This window comes from Mesorhizobium sp. M0195 (assembly GCF_040322115.1).
Classification (GTDB): domain Bacteria; phylum Pseudomonadota; class Alphaproteobacteria; order Rhizobiales; family Rhizobiaceae; genus Mesorhizobium.
In genome coordinates this window covers 143,045-164,386 of the sequence record NZ_JAMYSV010000006.1, presented here as the reverse complement: position 1 = coordinate 164,386, position 21,342 = coordinate 143,045, and the positions used below count along the sequence as shown (strand labels likewise).

General features: G+C 63.2%; 20 protein-coding genes, 1 other RNA gene and 1 pseudogene. 10 read left to right on the top strand and 12 right to left on the bottom strand.

Going from position 1 to position 21,342, the window contains the following annotated elements; all coding sequences use genetic code 11:
- Nucleotides 1-13: 13 nt before the first annotated feature.
- The 5 genes from modC to NKJ12_RS15175 form a co-directional block, all read right to left on the bottom strand.
- On the bottom strand, nucleotides 14-1,126 hold the full coding sequence (gene modC / locus NKJ12_RS15195; RefSeq protein ID WP_352703553.1) for a molybdenum ABC transporter ATP-binding protein: 1,113 nt from the start codon (nucleotides 1,124-1,126) through the stop codon (nucleotides 14-16).
- Nucleotides 1,123-1,827, bottom strand: a complete 705-nt coding sequence (modB, locus tag NKJ12_RS15190; protein WP_254818937.1) for a molybdate ABC transporter permease subunit — start codon at nucleotides 1,825-1,827, stop codon at nucleotides 1,123-1,125. The genes modC and modB overlap by 4 nt, the downstream gene beginning before the upstream one ends.
- A 16-nt stretch (nucleotides 1,828-1,843) precedes the next feature.
- The gene (gene modA / locus NKJ12_RS15185) at nucleotides 1,844-2,635 is read right to left on the bottom strand and encodes a molybdate ABC transporter substrate-binding protein (RefSeq protein ID WP_502905708.1); all 792 of its coding nucleotides are present in this window, start codon (nucleotides 2,633-2,635) and stop codon (nucleotides 1,844-1,846) included.
- 281 nt (nucleotides 2,636-2,916) lie between these two features.
- Nucleotides 2,917-3,711, bottom strand: coding sequence for a thymidylate synthase (locus NKJ12_RS15180; protein WP_352703551.1), 795 nt, complete (start codon nucleotides 3,709-3,711; stop codon nucleotides 2,917-2,919).
- Nucleotides 3,712-3,824: 113 nt separating this feature from the next.
- On the bottom strand, nucleotides 3,825-4,136 hold the full coding sequence (locus NKJ12_RS15175; protein WP_352703549.1) for a DUF2853 family protein: 312 nt from the start codon (nucleotides 4,134-4,136) through the stop codon (nucleotides 3,825-3,827).
- A gap of 161 nt (nucleotides 4,137-4,297) precedes the next feature.
- Here NKJ12_RS15175 and ssrA point away from each other — a divergent pair.
- Both ssrA and NKJ12_RS15165 read left to right on the top strand, forming a co-directional pair.
- Nucleotides 4,298-4,653: a transfer-messenger RNA gene (gene ssrA, locus NKJ12_RS15170) on the top strand.
- A 308-nt stretch (nucleotides 4,654-4,961) separates the two neighbouring features.
- Nucleotides 4,962-5,702 (top strand): SDR family oxidoreductase, encoded by a 741-nt coding sequence (locus NKJ12_RS15165; RefSeq protein ID WP_352703547.1) that lies wholly within the window; start codon nucleotides 4,962-4,964, stop codon nucleotides 5,700-5,702.
- Nucleotides 5,703-5,774: 72 nt separating this feature from the next.
- On the opposite strand, the pseudogene NKJ12_RS15160 reads toward NKJ12_RS15165, so the two are convergent.
- Together NKJ12_RS15160 and NKJ12_RS15155 are read right to left on the bottom strand one after the other, a co-directional pair.
- Nucleotides 5,775-6,590 (bottom strand): annotated as a pseudogene (locus tag NKJ12_RS15160) (LysR family transcriptional regulator); the annotation flags it as partial.
- A gap of 101 nt (nucleotides 6,591-6,691) precedes the next feature.
- Nucleotides 6,692-7,897 (bottom strand): multidrug effflux MFS transporter, encoded by a 1,206-nt coding sequence (locus tag NKJ12_RS15155; protein WP_023676705.1) that lies wholly within the window; start codon nucleotides 7,895-7,897, stop codon nucleotides 6,692-6,694.
- 167 nt (nucleotides 7,898-8,064) lie between these two features.
- Between NKJ12_RS15155 and NKJ12_RS15150 the strand changes: the two genes are divergently transcribed.
- From NKJ12_RS15150 to NKJ12_RS15135, 4 genes are all read left to right on the top strand, one after another.
- On the top strand, nucleotides 8,065-8,748 hold the full coding sequence (locus NKJ12_RS15150; RefSeq protein WP_352505636.1) for a TetR/AcrR family transcriptional regulator: 684 nt from the start codon (nucleotides 8,065-8,067) through the stop codon (nucleotides 8,746-8,748).
- A gap of 134 nt (nucleotides 8,749-8,882) precedes the next feature.
- A complete protein-coding gene (locus NKJ12_RS15145) occupies nucleotides 8,883-9,419 on the top strand; it encodes an SspB family protein (RefSeq protein WP_254818944.1) in 537 nt (178 codons plus the stop codon).
- An 18-nt stretch (nucleotides 9,420-9,437) separates the two neighbouring features.
- Nucleotides 9,438-9,641 (top strand): DUF4169 family protein, encoded by a 204-nt coding sequence (locus NKJ12_RS15140; protein ID WP_352505635.1) that lies wholly within the window; start codon nucleotides 9,438-9,440, stop codon nucleotides 9,639-9,641.
- Between the two features lie 19 nt (nucleotides 9,642-9,660).
- Nucleotides 9,661-9,882 (top strand): ribbon-helix-helix domain-containing protein, encoded by a 222-nt coding sequence (locus NKJ12_RS15135; protein ID WP_352703545.1) that lies wholly within the window; start codon nucleotides 9,661-9,663, stop codon nucleotides 9,880-9,882.
- 3 nt (nucleotides 9,883-9,885) lie between these two features.
- Here the strand turns inward: NKJ12_RS15135 and NKJ12_RS15130 are convergent, their stop codons facing one another.
- Complete coding sequence (locus NKJ12_RS15130; RefSeq protein ID WP_352703543.1) at nucleotides 9,886-11,679, bottom strand: chloride channel protein; 1,794 nt, start codon at nucleotides 11,677-11,679, stop codon at nucleotides 9,886-9,888.
- Nucleotides 11,680-11,833: 154 nt separating this feature from the next.
- Between NKJ12_RS15130 and NKJ12_RS15125 the strand changes: the two genes are divergently transcribed.
- Entirely contained in the window at nucleotides 11,834-12,271 is a 438-nt protein-coding gene (locus NKJ12_RS15125) for a MarR family winged helix-turn-helix transcriptional regulator (protein ID WP_352687624.1), read from the top strand.
- Nucleotides 12,272-12,282: 11 nt separating this feature from the next.
- On the opposite strand, the gene NKJ12_RS15120 is transcribed toward NKJ12_RS15125, so the two are convergent.
- Nucleotides 12,283-16,341, bottom strand: a complete 4,059-nt coding sequence (locus tag NKJ12_RS15120; RefSeq protein WP_352703540.1) for an AsmA family protein — start codon at nucleotides 16,339-16,341, stop codon at nucleotides 12,283-12,285.
- Between the two features lie 96 nt (nucleotides 16,342-16,437).
- The gene (locus NKJ12_RS15115) at nucleotides 16,438-17,853 is read right to left on the bottom strand and encodes an FAD-binding oxidoreductase (protein ID WP_352505631.1); all 1,416 of its coding nucleotides are present in this window, start codon (nucleotides 17,851-17,853) and stop codon (nucleotides 16,438-16,440) included.
- 119 nt (nucleotides 17,854-17,972) lie between these two features.
- Here NKJ12_RS15115 and NKJ12_RS15110 point away from each other — a divergent pair, with 119 nt between their 5' ends.
- Together NKJ12_RS15110 and NKJ12_RS15105 are read left to right on the top strand one after the other, a co-directional pair.
- Nucleotides 17,973-18,458, top strand: coding sequence for a thioesterase family protein (locus tag NKJ12_RS15110; RefSeq protein WP_352505630.1), 486 nt, complete (start codon nucleotides 17,973-17,975; stop codon nucleotides 18,456-18,458).
- 164 nt (nucleotides 18,459-18,622) lie between these two features.
- Nucleotides 18,623-18,820: a hypothetical protein gene (locus NKJ12_RS15105; RefSeq protein WP_023676715.1), complete on the top strand. Its 198-nt coding sequence runs from the start codon at nucleotides 18,623-18,625 to the stop codon at nucleotides 18,818-18,820.
- An 86-nt stretch (nucleotides 18,821-18,906) separates the two neighbouring features.
- Here NKJ12_RS15105 and NKJ12_RS15100 read toward each other — a convergent pair whose 3' ends face one another.
- Nucleotides 18,907-19,371, bottom strand: coding sequence for an Lrp/AsnC family transcriptional regulator (locus NKJ12_RS15100; protein ID WP_352505671.1), 465 nt, complete (start codon nucleotides 19,369-19,371; stop codon nucleotides 18,907-18,909).
- Between the two features lie 90 nt (nucleotides 19,372-19,461).
- On the opposite strand from NKJ12_RS15100, the gene NKJ12_RS15095 reads away from it, so the two are divergent.
- A complete protein-coding gene (locus tag NKJ12_RS15095) occupies nucleotides 19,462-20,370 on the top strand; it encodes an EamA family transporter (protein WP_352505629.1) in 909 nt (302 codons plus the stop codon).
- Here NKJ12_RS15095 and NKJ12_RS15090 read toward each other — a convergent pair whose 3' ends face one another.
- Complete coding sequence (locus tag NKJ12_RS15090; protein ID WP_352703538.1) at nucleotides 20,371-21,270, bottom strand: dienelactone hydrolase family protein; 900 nt, start codon at nucleotides 21,268-21,270, stop codon at nucleotides 20,371-20,373. It abuts the gene before it with no gap.
- Between the last annotated feature and the right edge of the window lie 72 nt (nucleotides 21,271-21,342).

Genomic DNA, 21,342 nt, shown 5'->3' with positions numbered 1-21,342 from the left:
AATCATCGGCCGTTCACCCATCCGCCTCGGCCGGCAAGCCGGCGCCGGTATTCGCCCGGTCGAAGCTCACCGTCTTGACCACGGCGAAGACCTGTCGACCAAGCCGAAGCCCCAGCGTCTGCCGCGACTGTTCGGTGATGCGGGCAAGCACAGTTGCGCCATTGCAGTCGAGGCCAATCTCGACCGTAGGCCCTTCGCCCGGCTCTATCGCCACGATCGTGCCCGGCAGTATGTTGAGCGCGCTGAGGCCAACCGGCTGCTCGGTGGCGATCATCACGTCGCGGGCTCGGATGCGGACGCGCACCGGCGCACCGACTGGCGTTGCCAGAAGCGGCACCCGGATCTCGCCCGCCAATGAGCCTAGCACCGTCATGCCAAAGGCTTCGTCGTGGCGCAGAACCGCGGTATCCAGCACGGCACCGCCCTCGCCGCGCTCTTCGGCCGGCAATAGATCCAGACGCTGCATGATCGCTCCGGTCGGACCGGAAGCAGCGACCTTGCCTTGCATCAGCACCACGACGTCACTCGCCAACCGCGCCACTTCGGCGATCGAGTGGCTGACATAGACGATCGGAATTTTCGTCTCGTCGCGTAGCCGCTCGATATAAGGCAAGATCTCGGCCTTGCGCGCCTCGTCGAGCGACGCCAGCGGCTCGTCCATCAGCAGCAATTTCGGACTGGCAAGCAGCGCCCGGCCGATTGCCACGCGCTGCTTCTCGCCACCGGAGAGTTTTGCCGGCCGCCGGTCGAGCAGATGACCGATGCCGAGCAGTTCGACCACGCCATCGATATCCGCGTAGCGCTCGGCAGCCGGCGTGAACCAACGGCCATAGCGCAGATTGCTCCCCACGCTCATATGCGGAAACAGCCGCGCATCCTGGAACACCATGCCGATCCGCCGTTTGTGTTTCGGCACGAACAGGCCGGCGTCGCTATCGACCAGCACGCGGCCCTCGGCCGCGATACGGCCTTTGTCGGGGCGGATCAGCCCGGCAATCAAATTGATGAGCGTCGTCTTTCCGGAGCCGGAAGGCCCGAACAGCGCAGTCAGCCGCCCGGCGCTCTCGAAGCGGGCATTGACGGCGAAACCGCCAAGCCGGTGGCTGATGTCGACCTGAACCGTCATTCGATGTCCATCCGCCGGCCGACACGCCGCGCCAGCACTTCCGAGGCCACGAGTGCCGCCATCGATATGACGATCGAGATCAGCGTCAGCCTGAGCGCGCCGGCGTCGCCGCCGGGAACCTGCGTGAAAGTATAGATCGCCGACGGCAGCGTCTGCGTCTCGTTCGGGATGTTGGAGACGAAGGTGATCGTCGCGCCGAATTCGCCCATCGCCTTGGCGAAGGAGAGGATCGCACCGGCGATCAGGCCGGGCAGGATAAGCGGCAGGGTGATCGTGCCGAATACCCATAGCGGATTGGCGCCAAGCGTGCCGGCGGCCGCCTCGATTTTGCGGTCGACGGCCTCGATAGACAGCCGGATCGCCCGCACCATCAGCGGAAAACCCATTACCCCGCAGGCGAGCGCGGCGCCCGTCCAGCGAAAGGAAAAAACGATGCCGAAATGCTCGGCCAGGAAAGCCCCGGCCGGACCGCGCTTGCCGAAAGTCAAAAGCAGCAAATAGCCGGTCACCACCGGCGGCAGGATCAGCGGCAGATGCACCAGACCATTGAGCAGCGTCTTGCCCCAGAACTGGCCGCGGGCGAGCACAAGGGCGATTGCTACGCCCGGCGGCAGGCTGGCGATCATCGCCACGGTCGCCACCTTGATCGACAGCCGGACCGCGTTCCATTCGTCGGGAGTAAGATCCAGCAGCCAGTTCATACGTCAGCGCGTTGCCCTAATTGCTCGGCGCGAGCACGGTAAAACCTTGCCCCTTGAAGAGTTCGCCAGCCTTGGCGGATTGCAGGCATTTTAGGAATGCCGGGATATCCTTGCCCTTCGAATCCGCAAGCTGGGCGACTGGATAGATGATCGGCGGATGGGTACCCGCGGGGAAAGTGCCGACCACCTTCACGCCAGGCTCCGCATGCGCATCCGTGGCGTAGACGATGCCGAGTGCTGCCTCGCCGGTCGATACCAGTTTTAGAGCGGCTCGGACATTCTCGGCCTGCGCCACCTTGCCTTCGACGGAAGACCAGACACCGAGCGATTCGAGGGCTGCCTTGCCGTATTTGCCGGCCGGCACCGCCTTGACATCGCCCATGGCAAGTTTGCCGTCACCGACGAGGCCGGCAAGATCGAACCCCTTTTCAATCCGGGTCTCGACCTTGGAATCCCGCGGCGCGACCAGCACAATCTGGTTACCGAGCAGTTTCATTTCGGTTTCGGGCTTGGTCAGCTTCCTGTCGGAAAGATATTTCATCCAGTCGAGATCGGCCGAGATGAACACGTCTGCCGGCGCGCCGCTTTCGATCTGCCTGGCCAGCGCCGAGCTCGCCGCGTAGGAAATGGTTGCCACCTCGCCGACGTCGGCCTCGCAGGCCTTGTTGACGGCGTCGAGCCCTTCCTTGAGGCTCGCCGCAGCAAACACGACCACCTTGTCATCGGCATAGGCCGCCGGCACCACGACCATCAGCATGGCGGCGAGACCGACTTTGGCAATCGTCGTCGAACCCTTGCGCGTCAGCATGAAACTCTCCTCGTCCCGGATCGCCCGAAGCCGCTATCGATATATCCATGTGAACATAACAATGAAAGGCTCTTTACCGGCGACGGTCTTCTGGGCTGAGGTTTTCCTGGCCTGCGATAATCTTCGTTGGATACAGCGGTATCGAGGCCGAAGGAAATATTGCATAAAAACAGCGACCAGGGATTGCGTCAGGTCGACGTCGGCCGATCAAGTTGAATGCTGACAACGCCCAAGAGCGGAGCCGCAGTAGGCAATTTCGATATGGACGGTCAGCTATGGTGCTAGACCGCGATCGGTGCCTTGATCGTCGCGTCGGCGAAATAGTTGTCGAGCCGGAAATCCTCGAAGCGGAAGGAAAAGAGATCCTTCACCTCGGGGTTTATCCATAGCGTCGGCAACGCCTTGGGCGTGCGCCGCAATTGCTCGCGCGCCTGCTCGAAATGGTTCGAGTAAAGATGCGCGTCGCCGAGCGTGTGGATGAAATCGCCGGGTTTCAATCCGGTCACCTGCGCCACCATCAGCGTCAGCAAAGCATAGGAAGCGATGTTGAACGGCACACCGAGAAAAATATCGCCCGAACGCTGGTAGAGCTGGCAGGAAAGCTTGCCTTCCGAAACATAGAACTGGAACAGGCAGTGGCAGGGCGGCAACGCCATGGCCTCCACCTCGGCCGGGTTCCACGCCGAAACGATCAGCCGCCGCGAATTAGGATTTTTGCGTATCTCCTTCAGAAGATTCGCAATCTGGTCGATGACGCCGCCATGGCCGTCCGGCCACGACCGCCACTGCTTGCCATAGACCGGGCCAAGATCGCCGTTCTCGTCGGCCCACTCATCCCAGATCGAGACGCCGTGATCGTTGAGATATTTGATGTTGGTGTCGCCGGCCAGGAACCACAAAAGCTCGTGGACAATCGACTTCAGGTGCAGCTTCTTGGTGGTGGTGACCGGAAAGCCGCGGGCCAGGTCGAAGCGCATCTGGTAGCCGAATACCGAGCGCGTTCCGGTGCCGGTACGGTCGCCGCGATCAGCGCCGTTTTCCAGCACATGCTTCAGAAGATCGAGATACTGGCGCATCGGCTCCGGTCCGATTCGGGTTGTCAGCCATCATAGCCGAATGACCGTCGGCCGAACACAGCAAAGCGAGACGATTCCAGCAGAAGCCTCACCAGCATCAGCGGCGAGGTTGCTCAGAGCGAGCCGAGCATGCCCAGATCCCTGGCGACAAGGTAGTAGAACGTCACCCGGCTCTTGCTGTTGTCGGCCGCCATCGCCTTGCAGGCCTTTTCGATAGCCGTATCTGCCTTGGCGCCGTCGGTGACGCCGAGCTTGCCGGCGACCCAGCTGTTCCTGACGCGCTTCAGTTCCTCCGGGTCGGTGCAGGACACCAGCGAGGAATCGCGGTTCCTGAGCGCGATGCCCAGATGTTTGACGATCTTGGCGACCGCGTCGGCATCCGCCGCCGCATCATATTTCTTTACGTCTGCAAGATAATCGGCCATCGAATTTCCCCTCGTCGGCGCCACGGGATCCGGTTGATGAGGATTGTGGCGCGCTGCCGCAAGTATGCGCTAGGTCTCCTCACCGCCACAAAGCTTCGGTTGAGACCGGCTGCAAGTCAACCCTTCATGATCCACTTTGGTACGGACGAAAGTGGCATTCCGGCCTTTCATTTTCCACCGCCAGTCCCTATATTCGCTTCGTCGGCTCGACCGACTATGGCGATAAACAGGCGATGAAATAAGCCGTTCGGACCCGGGGGCGGTACCCGGCGCCTCCACCAAAAACCGCTGCTCAGGAGCGGCTTTTGCTGGGGGCGAAATAGGATCGACGAAGGTGTAAAGATCGTACTTTTGCCCGGCATTGTACCACCGTTATCGGGCTAAACTTATAGTTGCCAACGACAACTATGCGGAAGCACGTCTCGCCGCGTAAGCGGTGCGATAGCTTCAATTCAAGCCCTAGTGGTTCGCACTTCTAGGCGGGGTTCGGAGGTACCTGGCAACAGAAACCTCCATTCTACCTTTTTGATATGTGCAGCTGCAGGCTCGTCGGCGGCTTTTTTATGCGCCCTGACAGACCCAAGGCGCCGCAGCGTTTATACCAATCCCTGGCTGACCGCATCGATCGCACCGGCGAATGTTTCATCAACGTCTCAGGCTGAGGCGTCTCAGGCTGAGGCGAAAGCCCAAGGCCTTGCCATTATCGGAATCTCCGATGGCAGCATTCGTATCTTCCCGTTTCCCTTCTCTCATGCCTTTGCGGGACAAGGCCTCAGGTTCTCGCCGCGTGTGGTCATGCCCGGCGAGCTACCTGATGGAGACAAGATGAACCAGGAAACCACACCAAAACACGAACGCATCCTGATCGTTGGCGGCAGTTCCGGCATGGGGCTTTCGCTGGCCGAACAGCGGCTTGCCGCCGGCGCTGAGGTTACGATCGTCGGCCGCTCCCAGGACCGGTTGTCGGCCGCACGGCAGCGCTTGCCTCACCCGGAAAGGCTGAGGACGATCGCAGCCGACGTCACAAGCGAGGACGAGGTCCGACGCCTGTTCCAGGATGTCGGTACGCTCGACCACATCGTCTCGACCGCCGCCGACGTCACCGGCGTCTATGTATTGCTTCCCGAGATGGACATCTCGTTGGCGCGGAAAGTGATGGATTCCAAGGTCGTCGGACCGCTTCTTCTTGCCAAACATGGCGCGCCTCGTCTGACGCCCAGGGGATCGATCACGCTGACCTCGGGCATCGCAGCCTATCGTCCGGCGGCGAAAGGTTCGGTGGTGGCAGCCGTTAATGGGGCCCTTGGCTCACTCGCCTACGCGCTTGCCGTCGAACTGGCGCCGATCCGCGTCAACGTCGTCTCGCCGGGCTGGGTCGACACGCCGATTTGGGATGCCGTCGCCGGCAGCGGAAAGACGGCTGCGCTGGACGGCATGGCAAAGCGCCTGCTCGTCGGCCGGATCGGGCAGGCAGCCGACATTGCCCACGCCATCACGTCCCTGATGCATAACGGCTTCATCACCGCAACGGTGCTTCATGTCGATGGTGGCCAGCGGCTGGTCTAGCAATGGCCAAATTTCGCGAACCATTGCGAGGAACAGCCGCAACACCGGCGCTTGAATGCGCCGGTGGCGCCATACCATGGTGACCGGCGTCACCGGGCTGCTTCCGACCCAAGGCAACACGACGATATTGGCATCGGCCGCGGAAGCCACGAGACGAGGAACCAGCGCGCATCCAAGGCCGGCTGCAACAAGGCCCCGTATCGCACCCATGCTGGCGAACTCGCCGACGAGTTTTGGACGGTCAGGCAATATTGCCGCAAACGTTTCGTCGAACATCCGCCTATAGACGCAACCGGGCTGGGTGACGAGGAAGGCTTCGTCAGCCAGGTCGTCGGACCTTATGGCAGTATATCCGGCCAACCGGTGATTTGCCGGCATTATGACGACGAGCTCTTCCTCGGCTATCTGCTCGCTTCGCAGCTCCGGCGCCGCCGCCGGGACGGCTCCGAAATGGAACGATACGTTCAGCGCCCCGCTTGTCACGCCGGCACGCAACCCACTGCTATCGTTCGCCCTGAGGTCCAGTTCCACATCGGGATGGCGCCGATGGAATTCCCCCAGCAAAGCCGGCAAGCGTGTCGAGCAAAGCGTCTCCAGGCCGCCGACCGTCAGGCGACCGGCAACCGTACCGCTCGCGTCGGCGACAGCGGAACGGGCTTCGTCCGCAAGGTCGAGGAGATCGTTTGCGTAGTCCAGCAGGCGCTGTCCTGCCGCCGTCAGCTTCAAGCCACGCCGTGACCTGTCGAACAGCGACGTGCCCAGATCGGCTTCCAGCGCCTGGATCTGTTCGGTCACGCTCGATTGGGCAAGATGAACCCGCTCGGAGGCGCGCGTGATGTTCAAGGTGGTGGCGACCGCCACGAAGGTCTTGAGATGTCTAAGCTGCATGTCTTGAACCCGTCGTATAGGCATAGGCTGCTTTGAACCGGGACCGCAAACGTGAAAAGGCCGGGAACATCGCCCGGCCTTTTTGTCTCGATAGGTGAAGCTTACTCCGCCGGCGCTTCCGCAACGTCCCGGCTGCGGCCGAGCGTTATCTTGGCCAGTGTGAAGGAGATCGCCGCGCACAGCGTGATGCCCGCCACCATCGGCAGCGGCGTGCCGTCGAAAAACACGCCGGCGACGCCCATGGCGACAGCGCCGATGGCGAAGTGCAGCGTGCCCATCAGCGCCGAAGCGGTGCCGGCGATCTCGCCATGCTCTTCCATGGCCAGCACCGACGTTGTCGGGATGACCAGGCCGAGAAAGCCGTAGCCGATGAACAGCAGCGCCGCCATTACGTCGAGCCGGTCGACACCCGATGCCATCACCGCAAACAGCACCACCATCGTCGTCGCATAGCCCGTCACCGCGACGCGCACCACGCGCTGCAGCCCAAACCGCTCCGATAGCAACCCGGTCAGCTGCGACATGCCGATGAAGGCAACCGCATTGATCGAGAAGAACACGCTGTAAACCGAAGGCGACAGGCCATAATGGTCGATCAGGATGAAGGACGAGCTCGACAGATAGACGAAGAAGCTCGCAATGCCGAAGCCGGCGATGGCTGTCAGGCCAAGGAAGTTGCGGTCGCCCATCAGGAAGCGGTAGCCGGAAAGTGCCGTCCCGAAGGACGAACCGGCGCGCTCTTCCACCGGCCGCGTCTCCTTGAGAGAGGTCGCCAGCAGGATGGTGGCGAGCACGGCCGCGCCCGTCACCGTCCAGAACACGGCGCGCCAGCCGAAATTCTCGATGATCTGGCTACCGGTCAGCGGCGCCAGGATCGGCGACACCGAAAACACCAGCATCAGCAGCGACATCAACTTGGCGGCCTCGGTGCCGGTATGCAGGTCGCGCACGATCGCGCGCGGCACGGCCATGCCGGCGCTGGCGCCGAGCCCTTGCAGGAAACGGAAGGCGATCAGCCATTCGATCGAGGGAGCCAGCGCCGAGCCGACGCCGCCGACCATGAACAGCGCCAGGCCGCCGTAGAGCGGCAGCTTGCGGCCGACCATGTCGGAGATCGGTCCGACGACGATCTGGCCGAAGCCCATGGAAAGAAAGAAGATCAGCAGGCTCATCTGCACCGCGGCAGTGCCGGCATGCAGATCCTCGCCTATTGACGGCAGGGCCGGAAGATACATGTCGATGGCAAACGGGCCGATCGCGGACAATAGGCCGAGCACGACCGCAATGCGGAGGAATTTGGCGTTCATGATAGCAGGCTCTTTCGAATTCTGGTTGCCGCCGAGGACCGGCGCGTAACCCTAGGACGTTCCATCCCGTGGAGTTCCGACTCTTCTGCGGAACGAAACTCCCTTCGTGCAGTCCACAAATTTAGACAGGCTTGTCTAATTCGTCAACCACCTCTATATAGTTTTGCATGAAGGCCAACGTTTCTCCTGACATTTTCCCGCCACGGGGCCATGAGGCCAAGCGGATGTCGATTGTCGACGCCGCCACCTCGGTCTTCTGCCGCGAAAGCTTCGCCGGTGCCAATATCGACATGATTGCCGCCGAGGCCGGCGTCTCCCGCCAGACCATCTACAACCATCACGGCGACAAGGAAAAACTCTTCGTTGCCATCGTCCGCGACCTCACCGAACGTTGCAACGCCGGCATCTTTGCCACGATTTCCACTTTTCCCGATCAGCCGAAGGATCTCGAGGCCGACCTCATCGCCTTTGCTGTGCGGATGACCCACAACTGCATTTGCAACCGCGACGGCAAATTCCTGCGCAAGCTGATCCAGACCGAGGGCGGGCGCTATCCCGAGTTGTTCGCCGAATGGCGCGAAGAAGGACCGGGCAGGACATGGCCGGCGATCGCCGCCCGCTTCGCCCGCCTCGCTCATGCCGGCTTCCTTGATATCGACGATCCCGACGTCGCAGCGCGCCAGTTCATGGCGCTTGCCAATGCCGAGTTGCAGACGACGTTCATGCTCGGCGGCACACCGACCGAGGACGAGGTGGTGCAGTCGGCGACAAATGGCGTGCGCACCTTCCTGCGCGCCTTCGGCAAGCGGCAGCCTGTGGCTGGTAAACACGGCGCGCTCGCCAGCGCTTGACGATCAAAGCCGTTTGACGATCAAATCGTCGCCGATGGGCTTCGCTTCCGCACGCAGGCGATCTATATCCGGTTTACGCCGCGCTCAAGCTTGATTACAGCTATCAGGACGATTCAACGGAACCCGACAGCCACATGGCCGACGACCACATCCGCTACGACATTCTGGCCCAGGAGGCGTTGCGCGGCGTCATGCGCAAAGTCCTGGCCGAGGTCGCGCGCACCGGTCTCCCGGGCAACCATCACTTCTTCATCACCTTTCTCACCGGCGCGCCGGGTGTGCGCGTATCGTCGCGGCTGCGCGAGCGCTATCCCGAACAGATGACCATCGTCATCCAGTTCCAGTATTGGGACCTGAAGGTGAGCGACACCGGCTTCGAAGTCGGGTTGTCGTTTTCCGACGTGCCGGAGAAACTGGAAATCCCGTTCTCGGCAGTGCGCGGCTTTTACGATCCATCCGTCAACTTCGAGCTCGAATTCGACGTCAAGACCGATACCCCGGCGGAACAGGAGACAAAGGCCAAGCCTGCTCCCGAGCCGCTGGCCATCGTCGCCGAGAAAAAGCCTGAGACGAAGAAGAAAAACGCTGAGGTGGAAAAGAAGCCTGCCGCGGCCGACGCCGGTGCCAAGGGCGCCGACGTGGTGTCGCTCGACGCCTTCCGCAAGAAATGAGCCGACGGGCGGCGTGACATGGCCGAGATCGTCAATCTCCGTCAGGCACGCAAGCAGAAGGCGCGAACCGAGAAGGAGCGCCTGGCCGAGCAGAACCGGGCGCTGCATGGCCGTTCCAAAACCAGCCGGGATCGCGACCGCCTGATCGCCGGCAAGGCCGATAAATTCGTCGCCGGCCATCGCCGCGAAAAATCGGGCGATTCGGACAAATCCGATGCTTGAAGGTGAATAGGATCGTTGCGTGAGCCCGGTCGAAAAGCGCTCGGTCACGATTCGCGGCCACCGCACCAGCTATTCGCTCGAAAAGCCTTTTTACGACGACCTGATCGCTATTGCGGCCATGCGAAAACTGACGCTCGCCGCGCTTGTCGCCGAAATCGACGAGAGCCGCCCGCGCGATGCGAACCTCTCCTCGGCGCTCAGGCTCTATGTGCTGGATTGGGCCAAGCGCGGCAAGTTTTAGCCTTCAGGCAACGCTATCCTGTTTCCTGCGCCGGATACGGAAGCCCAGCAAAGCCGAGCGGTCGCGTTCTTCGGCCTGTTTCTTCGATCTGACGCGCATCAGGTCCTTCCAGCCGACATAGCCCACCAGCCGGGCATTTTCTCGTGTGACGACCGGCAAATGGGACACGTTCGCCATCAGCAGCTTGTCGGAGAGACCCTCGAGATACTCATCCGGATAGGCCAGCGTGACCTTGCTGCCGGCCAGCAGTTCGCCAAGCGTCGTCGTGCGGTGCTTGCCGGTGCGTCTCCAGCGCAGGATCGCCGGCGGGTCGATGACGCCAAGCACGTGGCGCTCTTCATCGACGACCGGAAAGCTCGGATGTCGTGTCTCCGGCGCAGTCAGGAACGCTGCCGCGCCGTGCAGCGTCATTGTCGCCGGCACACTCTCGACGTCGCTGGTCATCACCTCGCGCACCCTGGTCAGGGCGAACGGATCGACACGGTATTCGCGAACCATGTGATGCCCTCGCCGTGCGATTTTTTCGGTGAGGATCGAACGCTTCATCAACAGCACGGTCACCGCGTGCGCAGTGGCAGTTGCCGCGATCAGCGGCACCAGGACATGGGTGTTGCCGGTCAGTTCGACCGCAAAGAAGGTGGCGGTCAGCGGCGCACGCATGGTGCCGCCCATCGTCGCCGCCATCGCCAGCAGCGCCCAGAAGCCCGGATCGGCGGCCGGTAGGAAGCCGGCGAGGACCGCGCCCATCGCCCCGCCCATGATCAGCAGCGGCGCCAGCACACCTCCCGACGTTCCCGAGCCGAGTGCGACCGACCAGATGATCGCCTTCACCACCAACAGGGTGAGCGCAGCGGTCGCTATGGTGCGGCCATCCAGCATGTCGGCGATATTGTCATAGCCGACGCCGAGCGCCTGCGGCTCGATCAGCCCGCCAATGCCGACCACCAGGCCGCCGAGCATCGGCCACCACATCCAGTGGATGGGCAGCTTCTGGAAACCGTCCTCGCAGGCATAGACCATCTGGGTCAGCAACCCCGATAGCAGCCCGGCTGCCATGCCGACCAGCACCCAGCCGGCAAGGGCTGGAAATGAAACCTCCATGCCGCCCTGAAACGGGAAGATCGGCCCCGGCAGGTGCAGCATGGTGCGCTCGACCTCGGCAATAACCGCGGCGACCGCTACGGGAATGAAGCTGCGCGGCGTCCATTCGAAGAGCAGCAATTCCACCGCAAGCATGATGGCAGCGATCGGTGTTCCGAACACGGTGGTCATGCCGGCCGCCGCACCCGCCACCAGCAGCGTCTTGCGTTCATTGTCGCTGACCGGCAGCATCTGCGCGATTAGCGAGCCGATGGCGCCGCCGGTCATGATGATAGGCCCTTCCGCGCCGAATGGCCCACCGGTGCCGATCGAGACTGCCGACGACAACGGCTTCAGGATTGCCACCTTGGCGTCGAGCCGCGAGCGTCCGAGCAGGATCGCCTCGATGGCTTCGGGAATGCCATGGCCGCGAATCTTGTCGCTTCCGAAGCGAGCCATCACACCGATGATCAATGCCCCGATGACCGGAACAAATACCGAGGCATAGCCAAACGGCGTATCCTGCAGTTTCAGGTCGGCGAGCGTGAACTGGCCAAAATAGGCGATGTTCGTGGCAAGCCGGATCAGCTTCAAAAGGGCAATGCCGGCAAACAGCCCCACCGTCGCCACCACCACCGCTATGCCGGCAATGAGCAGCACCCGGGCATCGGTGGTAAAATCCCGCAGATGGCCCGGGTTGGCGTGATCGGACTTCATTTGCAAACCTTGCTTTCTGACGGCGTGCCGACTTGCGGATGGGTCGCCGGCCGTGCCACCGATGATGGCGGGCACGAGCCATGTTGGTGCGTTCTGTATCGTAACACGATATAAATGTTCAAGGCCCGTTTGCGGCTTTGTCGGAAAGGATTCGATGGCAGACACTTCGAAGCCACAAAAGCGCGGCGCAACGATCGGGCCGGCCGATTACCAGAGGCTGTCCGAATTTCGTTACCTGATCCGCCGCTTTCTCGAATTCAGCCAAATCCAGGCGCAGGAAGCCGGCCTGACACCACGCCAGCATCAGGCCCTGCTTGCGATCAAAGGGTTTCCCGGCGGAGGGCCGGTGACCATTGGCGACCTCGCGGAGCGCCTGCGCATCCGCCATCACAGCGCAGTGGAATTGGTCAACCGTCTTTGCGAAGCCGGGCTCGTCGCGAGGGAGCACGACGAGGAGGACCACCGCCGCGTGCTGCTGCGGCTGACCGAGCGCGCCGACGACAGTCTCGCCGATCTGTCAGCCGCTCATCTCGACGAACTCGGGCGGATCGAGCCGATGCTGAAGCGCTTGCTTGCTGGACCCGATATATAAAGGATACGCCGTCACCCGCCATTCAGCGATTTTAGCAGATCGTCGATCGACGAGGGATCGAACTTGAGCTTTGGCGGGGGCTGCACTGGCGGTGGCACGTTATTTGTGGCCGGTGGCGCCCGTTCCGCTCGCTCCGCCGCGGCCTTGCGTTCGGCGTCGAGCCTTGCCTTCTCTTCCGAGGCGATCCGCAACGCCTCTTCCGCCCTTTGGCGTTGCTGTTCTTCGGCCTGCGCGGCTTCCTCGGCAGCCTGTTGCGCCGCCTTGGCTTCGGCTTCAGCATCCGCTTTGGCCTTTGCAGCCGCCTCGGCTTTCGCCCTCGCCTCGGCTTCGGCCTTCGCTGCTGCATCCGCCTTCGCCTTGGCTTCGGCCTGCGCCCTGGCCTCCGCTTCGGCTTGGGCCTGCGCCTCGGCTTCGGCCTTTGCCCTGGCGTCCGCTTCAGCCTTCGCCTTGGCTTCAGCCTGCGCCCTCGCCTCCGCTTCGGCTTGGGCCTGAGCCTCGGCTTCGGCCTTTGCCCTGGCGTCGGCCTCAGCCTTCAGCCGCGCCGCTTCCTCCTCCTGCTTGCGCCGTTCCGCCGCCGCTCTTTCACGCTCGGTTTGCAAGGCAGCGTAGTAGCGCACCTCACGCCGCAGCCTTTGTTTCTCGAGCAGTGCGGCTTGCATGGCTTCGACTCGCTGCTGCTCCTTTTCCAGCGCACGCTGGGTCAGGAACTGGGCCAGCGGCTCGCTGTCGAACTGCCGTTTGGTGGCGCCGAACGGACCGTCGACGCTGAAATTCAAAATCGGTTCGGAGCCGACCAGCGCCTCATCGCCGGGTCGATAGGCGATCTCGCCCTTGGCATCGACGGTGCTGGTGTTCAGATCGGCGGTGATGTCGGCGGACAGCGTCGCGCCCGGGCTTTCCAATTTGACCGGCGGTGCTCTCAGCGTGCCGCCGGCGATGGTGAAGGCAATATCGGTGTCCTGCGCCGGAAAACTGCCCGCCGCGGCGATCTGCGGCACAAAACCGGCAGTCTTCGATGCGTCGATATCGCGCCCGATCGGGTCGGCCTTGGCAATAAGTGCGCCAAAGGCATCGGGATTAAAGCCGGCAATAGTCATACCCTTCAGCGTCGCCGTGCCGGAACCGGACAGCGCCGCGACCATCGCGTCGACCGATTTGCCGCTGGTCGAAAGCGCCGTCGAGAAATCGCCGCTTCCGCTGATGCCGGCCTCCGGCAGCACAGCTGTCAAATCGGAGCCGGCGAGTTTCATCTGACCGGAGAAAAGCCCGGTGCCGTCATTGTTCTTGAGCTCGAACAGGCCACTCAACTCGCCCCCGAGGAATTTTGCCTTGAGGTCGGAAACACGGATGCCCTCCTGGTCGAGCTGCAGCGAAAGCGCAGCGTCATAGGCGGTGGCAAGCGGGCCGGCGGCAAGCGACGCCGCCGTCAGATCGAGATCGGCGGTAAATGGCAGACTGGATTTCTGGCTGAACGGTGCCGTCGGCCAGGTCCTGTCATTGACAAGGAAAGCCTGGTCGCCGAACAGCATCACCGCCATCGGATCGAGGTCCAGCTCGTCCAGCGACAGCGCGCCGGCAAGATGCGGCAGCCCCTCTTTGATGTCGATATTTACGTCACCGGAAACCGCCGCTTCGTTGACGGCGCCGCTGAGCCCGCTCAGCACCAGGAGACCATTGCCGTAGTCGGCATCGGCAGCAAGCGACGTCGACATGCCGGTCTCCATGCCGGGCAGGCCGACGCCGGTCGTCATCAGCCATGGCGAGATGTCGGCCGTTTCAAGGCTGACCTTGCCCTTGGCGGCCGCGCCCTGAGGCGTGTCGGCAATTGTCCCGTCGAAACCAGCTTTGAAGTCATTGCCGGCCAGGCTGAATCGTGTCGCCAGGCCGCCGCCAAGCGTGCCTTTGGCCGAGACGTCGGTGGTCGCCTCGCCGAGCATGCCGAGCGGCAGTGCCGGCAGACCGTAAAGCGCCAGAAGCGCGGTGGCGTCGGCGTTCCTTGCGTTGAAGGTCAGCGTCACCGGCGCTTCGAGAGGCCGGTCGAGCGCCCCTTTGCCGGACAACGACGCCGAAAAGGCCGAGCCACCGGCCTTGCCCTGTGCGCTCATGGCCAGTCCGGTCGTACCATCGCCATTGTCTGCGGCACTCGTGACCGCGTCGATACGCGCATCCTGGAACAGCTCGGGATAGGCAGCCGCGCGCTCCGCCAGCCACTTCAGCACCGCGTTGTCTGGATAATGCTGGACGGCGACGTCGATCAGCGGCTTGAGGTCGACGGCGACCACCGAGGCGTCGAGCTTGCCGGTCGGGCTCGCCGGGAAATCCTTGATCCGGCCGGTGGCACTGATCGAGGCGCCGGCAAGTCCGCCGACCGACAGGCGGTCGATCTCAAGCAGCCCCTCACGCAATCTAAGTGAAGTATCGACGCTATCGGCGGTCAAGCCGCCGGCGCTGACCGGCCCGGCCTTGATCTGGAAATCGAGGTCGCGATCGGAAAAGCGGTTGGCGCCCTTGTCGCTGACGAAGATCGAGGCGAAGGCAGCGAGCCCGTCGACGTCGAGTTCGCCACCTTCGAGTTGCATCAGCACCGATGGACGGGTTTCGTCGGGCTGGTTGGAATCGATGCGGCCGGAGAACTTCGCCTTGCCGAGGATGAGTTCGAGATCGCTGAAGGCCTGGTGTTTTTCGCTCAAATCCACCTTGGCCTTGAAGCCGGCGGCCGGCAAACGGCGGATCGCCTCGTCGACGTCCTTCGACAGCCAGGCGGCAAAGCCGGAGGGCTGCGCCACCGCCAGAAGCAGCGATCCGGTGAAACCGAAATGGTCCTCGACGCTGACCATGCCATTGGCTTCCAGCTTGGCGCGGCCGGGCAGCGTGGCGGCCAGCGATTTTACCGCCCAGCCGCCTTCGGCCGGCTCGGCGGACAGATGCACGTCGCGAACCGTGGTGTCGCCTGCGACCACCGCCGGCAGTTTCACCTCGACCGTGCCCGGTATGGTCGGCTTCGGCAGATCGAGCAGCGCCTGCTCGAGCGCCACCACCCGTTCGGACAGCGTCAATCCGGCCCCGGCCGCCGCCCCGACGGCCTCGTCGAACTGCACCTGCGCGCCATTGGCCTCGATAGAGAAATGCGGCTTCAGCCCAAGGTCGACCGCAGCCTTGCCGTCGGCGGTGTAGGGATTGTCGAGCGGCCCGGTCTCGAAGCGGAATTCGTCGACGCCGAGCTTCTGGTGGTCGAGCGAAAACTTGCCGTTCAGCCTGAAGCCCGGGTCCGGTTTGCCGGCGCTGACCTTCAGCGCCTCGCCGCCGGTGCCGCGCGGCCGCGCCGCGGTTCGGTCTGCGCCCGATATCTTGAACTGGCCCGAATAGACGGCGGCGCCCTCAACGAGGCCCACATTGCCGTCGGTCTCGATGACCAGCGGATAGGCATCCGGATCGGCCTTGAGCCTGAGCCGCATTTGCCCGTCCGGTTCGGCCTTGCCGGTGGAAGCGGCGATCGTGGTCCGCAACCCGTCCAGCAACAGTGAGCCGTCCAGCCTCCAGGGGCCGGCCAGCGACTTGGCCGAGATCGTTGAGTTGATCTCGGAAATAAGATGGCTGCGCCCGCCGGCGGCGTGGCTGAGCGCGATCTGTCCTTCCGTCACCGTCAGCTTCTCGATGGAAATCTGACCGGGATCGAAGGGCGAGGATGGCCGTATAGTCCAGTCGACCGTGCCGTCGGCGGCGATGTCGATCGTCGCCTTCGGCCGCACCAGCCGCATGTCGAAGATTAGCACTTCACCGCGCAGGAATGGCGCGAGTTCTGCATCCATCGAAAAGGTTTCGACGGTCATCGCCGGCTGGCCGTTGGGGCCACCGGCAACGGCGACATTCGAGAACGTCACCGAGGGGAACGGCAGCAGCCTCGCCGTCGCATCGCCTTGCACGGTCACCTTGCGACCGAGGACGGCACTGGCCTCGCGCTCGAAATCGGCACGGTAACCCGTCCAGTCGACAAAGTACGGCACCACCAGCGCCGCACACAGCACCAGCACAAGAAGCCCACCGAAGATCACGAACAGGCGTGCGAGCATCAGCTCCTGGATAGTTTTGGTTGAAAGTCAGTGGCACTCTACCCGCATCAGCGTGTCGATAAAGAGGCAAATGGGGGCACGGCAGCGGCCTGAAGGTCAGTCCTTTCCAGGCAATATCTTGCCGGGGTTCATTATATTCAGCGGGTCGAGCGCCTTCTTGATCGTGCGCATGATGTCGACGCCATGGCCAAGCTCGTGCCGCAGGAAGCCGATCTTGCCTTGCCCTATGCCATGCTCGCCGGTGCAGGTGCCGTCCATGGCGATGGCGCGCATGTTGAGCCGCGCCACGAATTTTTCCGCCAGCGCGATCTCCTTCGGATCGTTCACGTCCATCAGCACCAGCACATGGAAATTGCCGTCGCCGGCATGGCCGACGATCGGCGCGATCAGGCCCATCTCGGCGATATCCACCTCGGTCTCGGTGACACATTCGGCAAAGCGCGAGATCGGCACGCAGACATCGGTCGACAGGCCCTTGGCACCCGGCCGCAGCGTCAGCGACGACCAGTAGGCATCGTGCCTGGCCTTCCACAATTTCGTCCGCTCTTCGGCGACGCTGGTCCACAGGAACGGACCGCCGCCATTTTCCTCGGCGATCACGCCGAAGGTTTCGGCCTGCTCGGCGACGCCGGCATCGCTGCCGTGGAACTCGACGAACAGGCACGGGCTCTCCGGATAATCAAGCTTCGAATAGGTCTTCATCGCCCGCATCTGCAGCGCGTTGACCAATTCGATGCGCGCCACCGGAATGCCCATCTGGATGGTCGCGATCACCGCATTGCACGCCGCCTCGACACTGGCGAACGGGCAGACGCCGCCCGAAATCGCCTGCGGAATGCCCTGCAGCTTCAACGTCAGCTGGGTGATGATGCCGAGCGTGCCTTCCGAGCCGATCAGCAGCCGTGTCAGATCGTAGCCGGCCGAGCTTTTCTTGGCGCGCTTGCCGGTCGTCACTGCTTCACCGTCGGCCATCACCGCGGTCAGCGACAGGACGTTTTCGCGCATCGTGCCGTAGCGCACGGCGTTGGTGCCCGAGGCCCGCGTCGCCGCCATGCCGCCGAGCGAGGCGTTGGCGCCCGGATCGATCGGAAAGAACAGGCCGGTGTCGCGCAGGTGCCGGTTGAGGTCCTCGCGCGTCACGCCGGGCTCGACGGTGCAATCGAGGTCCTGGGGATTGACTGCAATGATGCGGCTCATGCGTGACGTATCGAGCGAGATGCCGCCGCCCGGCGCGTTGGTGTGACCTTCCAGCGAAGAGCCGACGCCGAAGGCGATCACCGGCACGCGATGCGCCGCGCATGCGCGCACGATCTCCTGCACCTCCTGCGTGGTCTCGGCAAAGGCGACGCCGTCCGGCGCCTGCGTCGGAATATAGGTCGTGGTGTGCGCGTGCTGGGCGCGGATCGCCTGGCCGGTCTGGAATCGCTCGCCGAGCCGCTGCTTGAGGATGCCGAGCACGGCGGCAATGCCTTCTTCGTTGCGCTCGACCGGATTGAGGTCGCTTAGAGCCATCGATTCCTCCGCGAATGGACCAGCGTCCACCCTTGTTCTGCTTCTACCGATGCGTAGTCTCACCAAGCACGCTCTGTCCAGTCCACGCTCACCCCGGCATGACGAGAAGGAAGTTTCCGATGCCCATCCCCGCCCCTTTCGTCTCTCGCGCCATGGACATCGAGGAGGCCTGGATCGACTACAACGGCCATCTCAACATGGCCTATTACAACGTGCTGTTCGATCGTTGCTCCGACGAAGCATTCGAGATGATGGGGATGGGGCCGGATTATGTGAAAGAACGACGGCTGACCATCTACACCGCGGAAGTGCATGTCTGCTACGTCCAGGAGTTGCATCTCGACCACAAGGTCACGGTCTCGTTCCAACTCCTCGACCATGACGAGAAGCGGCTGAGGGCCTATCAGGAAATCCGGCATCGCGACGGCTGGCTTGCCGCCACATCCGAAACGCTGTCGCTGCATGTCGACATGGCTGGCCCGAAGGTAGCGCCCTTCCCCGCCGACGTCCTGGCCAGGGTGGAAGCGATGCGCGCCGCCCATGCCGCCCTGCCGATGCCGGAGCGCGCCGGCCGCTCGATCGGTATTCGTCGTAAGCCGGCTTGAACCAAGAGAGCGCTTGAACCACTGGCCAACCGCCGTTAACCTTACCGAGGTTTTAACGTGAACAAGCCGAATTGAGACGTTGAACGACTCAGCGCGGCGTTGGAAAACCATCCGCATCGAATTGCGATACGGGCGGCGGAGCAGCAGCGGTTCGGGGAACGTGCATGAAAACCGATATCAAGGTCGAAGCGGACAGGCTGGCGGCTGACCCACGCATCACCGACTATGATTTCTGGCGCTCGCTGAAGAACCTCAACAACGAGATCTTCCACATCGCCAACAACAACGAGCCGATCCCCTTCGCCATGATCCGCTGGCGCGCCATCCTGAAGCAGGCGCGGATGAAACGCGGCCACGCCTGAACGGTGCGGGAAGAAACAGACCGGTCGTCCGGTTTGCATTTCTGATGATGTGCTGACGAACGATCCCAAGCGTCAAGGCTGGCGCTTCACGCCCCCAGCGGCGATCGCGGCACCACCGGCGACGACTGGATGATCGCCGTGTTGGTCATCGCAAATGGGATGATGCGGTCGATCACCCGTTCGAGCTCGGCCACCGAGCCGACATGCGCCAAAGCGATGAAACAGTCCTCGCCGGTCACCCTGTCGCATTGGGCGATTTCCGGCAGCTCGCGGATGATCTCGGCCACGACGGCCAATTGGCCCGGCACCGGCCTGATGCGCAGCCATGCCGACAGCTTCATGCCGAGCGCGGCCGGATTGATACGCACCGTATAGGCCTCGATCACACCGCTTTCCTGCAGCCGCTTGATGCGCTCGGCAACGCTCGGCGCCGACAGGCCGACCGACCGCGCCAGTTCGGCGGTGCTGGTGCGCGCGTCCTTTTCCAGCAGGCGCAGGATTTTCAGGTCCGCCGGATCCAGATCGCTATTTTCATTTCGAAGGCGTTTCAGCGGAATACTCCTTGATTTCGGAAAGCAAATAGCCGCAATGACCGGCCATCATCCATATCAATGGCAAAAATCGCCTGCGATACTGATCCCATGCAAGATCGGACGCAAGCCCCAGCAGCAAGTCCGGCACTCGCCGGCCCCGCCTTTACCTTGGCAAACGCGGTCCCGCCGCATCTCTGGTTCGGCGTCAGCGCCGTGTTCCACTATCTCGGACCGGCCTTCGCGGTGCTGCTGTTCCCGCATGTCGGCGTGCTCGGCATGGCTTGGCTGCGCATCGCCACCGCGGCACTCGTCTTTGCCCCGTTGACCCGGCCATGGGCGGTCTTCGCCCGCGCCGATCGCTCGACGCGGTTGTTGCTTCTGGCCTTCGGCGTCTGCCTTGGGGTGATGAATTGCTCGTTTTACCTGGCGCTCGACCGGCTGCCGATCTCGCTGGTGGCGGCGATCGAATTCGTCGGCACCATCGCCGTTGCGCTTGTTGGCCTCAGAAGCCCGCGCAATCTCGCCGCCCTCGCGATCGCTGTCGCCGGCACCCTGTTGCTGATAGACGTCAAATGGTCGAGCGATCCCGTCGGCCTGTTCTGGGCCTTCCTCAACGGCACGCTGTTCGTTGGCTACATCGTGCTCGGCCACCGCGTCGCGCGCGGCGGCGCCGGCGATGGCATCGTCGGGCTGGGTGCCGCCATGGCGGTCGCCCTTCTCGTCGTTCTGCCGATCGGTTTCGCCGATGCTCTGCCGGCTTTCTCGGCGCCGCCGCTGCTGCTTGCGGCGGTCGGCGTCGGCATCTGCTCGTCGGTCATTCCCTATATATGCGACCAGCTTGCCATGTCGCGGCTGCCGCGCTCCAGCTTCGCGCTGATGCTGTCTTTGCTGCCGGTCACCGCGACGTTGATCGGCGTCATCGTGCTGCGGCAGGTGCCGAGCCTCACCGACTGCGTTGGCATCGCGCTGGTGGTGGCCGGCGTCGCCCTTCACAAACCGGCGCCGGCGCCCACCTGATCAGTTCAGCTTCTCCTTGAGGAAAGCGATCGTCCGGCCCCAGGCGAGGTCAGCCGCCTTCTTGTCGTAGCGGGCCGCCGACGTATCGTTGTTGAAGGCATGGTTGGCGCCTTCATAGACATAGACCGAGTATTCGACATGAGCCGCGTCGAGTGACTTCTTGAAGGCATCGATGCCGGCATTGGTGCGGGTGTCGAGGCCGGCATAATGCAGCATGAGCGCGGCCTTGATCTTCGGCACGTCCTCGGCCTTTGGCTGCATGCCGTAATAGGCGACGGCGGCGGCGAGGTCCGGCGCGTTGACGGCCAGCATGTTCACCGTGCCGCCGCCCCAGCAGAAGCCGACGGCGCCGACCTTGCCGTTGCCGTCCTTGTAGCCTTTGAGGTAGGCGACCGTTGCGACGGCATTGGCGGCGACCTGTGCTGGATCGAGCTGGGAAAACAGGTCACGTGCCCTGTTTTCATCGTCCGGCGTGCCGCCGAGCGGTGTCATGAAGTCCGGCGCGAGCGCCACGAACCCTTCCAGCGCAACGCGCCGCGCCACGTCGCGAATATGCGGGTTGAGACCCCTGTTCTCATGCACCACGATGACGGTACCAAGCTTGCCGGTCTGGTCCGCCGGCCTGACCAGATAGCCCTTCATCTCGCCGCCGCTGCCGGGATAGCTGATGTCCTCGCCTTTCACACGCGGATCGTCTTCCGCCACGATTGCCGCCTGGGCCGAGTTCGCCGCCAGCAGCGGCGCGATCGCGGCAGCTGCCGCACCCGATCCGGCAAGTCTGGTCAATTGCTCCATGAAGCGCCGCCGGTCGAGCGTCAGATGCGTGTATTCGTCATAGGCATCGATCATCGCCTGGGTAATGACAGGCTCGGCGGCGGTGGGTCCGGCAGGTGTTGTCATGGCGCGCTTCTCGTCGGCGCCCCCCGCGGCAACATAGAGCCGAAGCTTGCCTGGTCCAGTCACGGCTGAGTG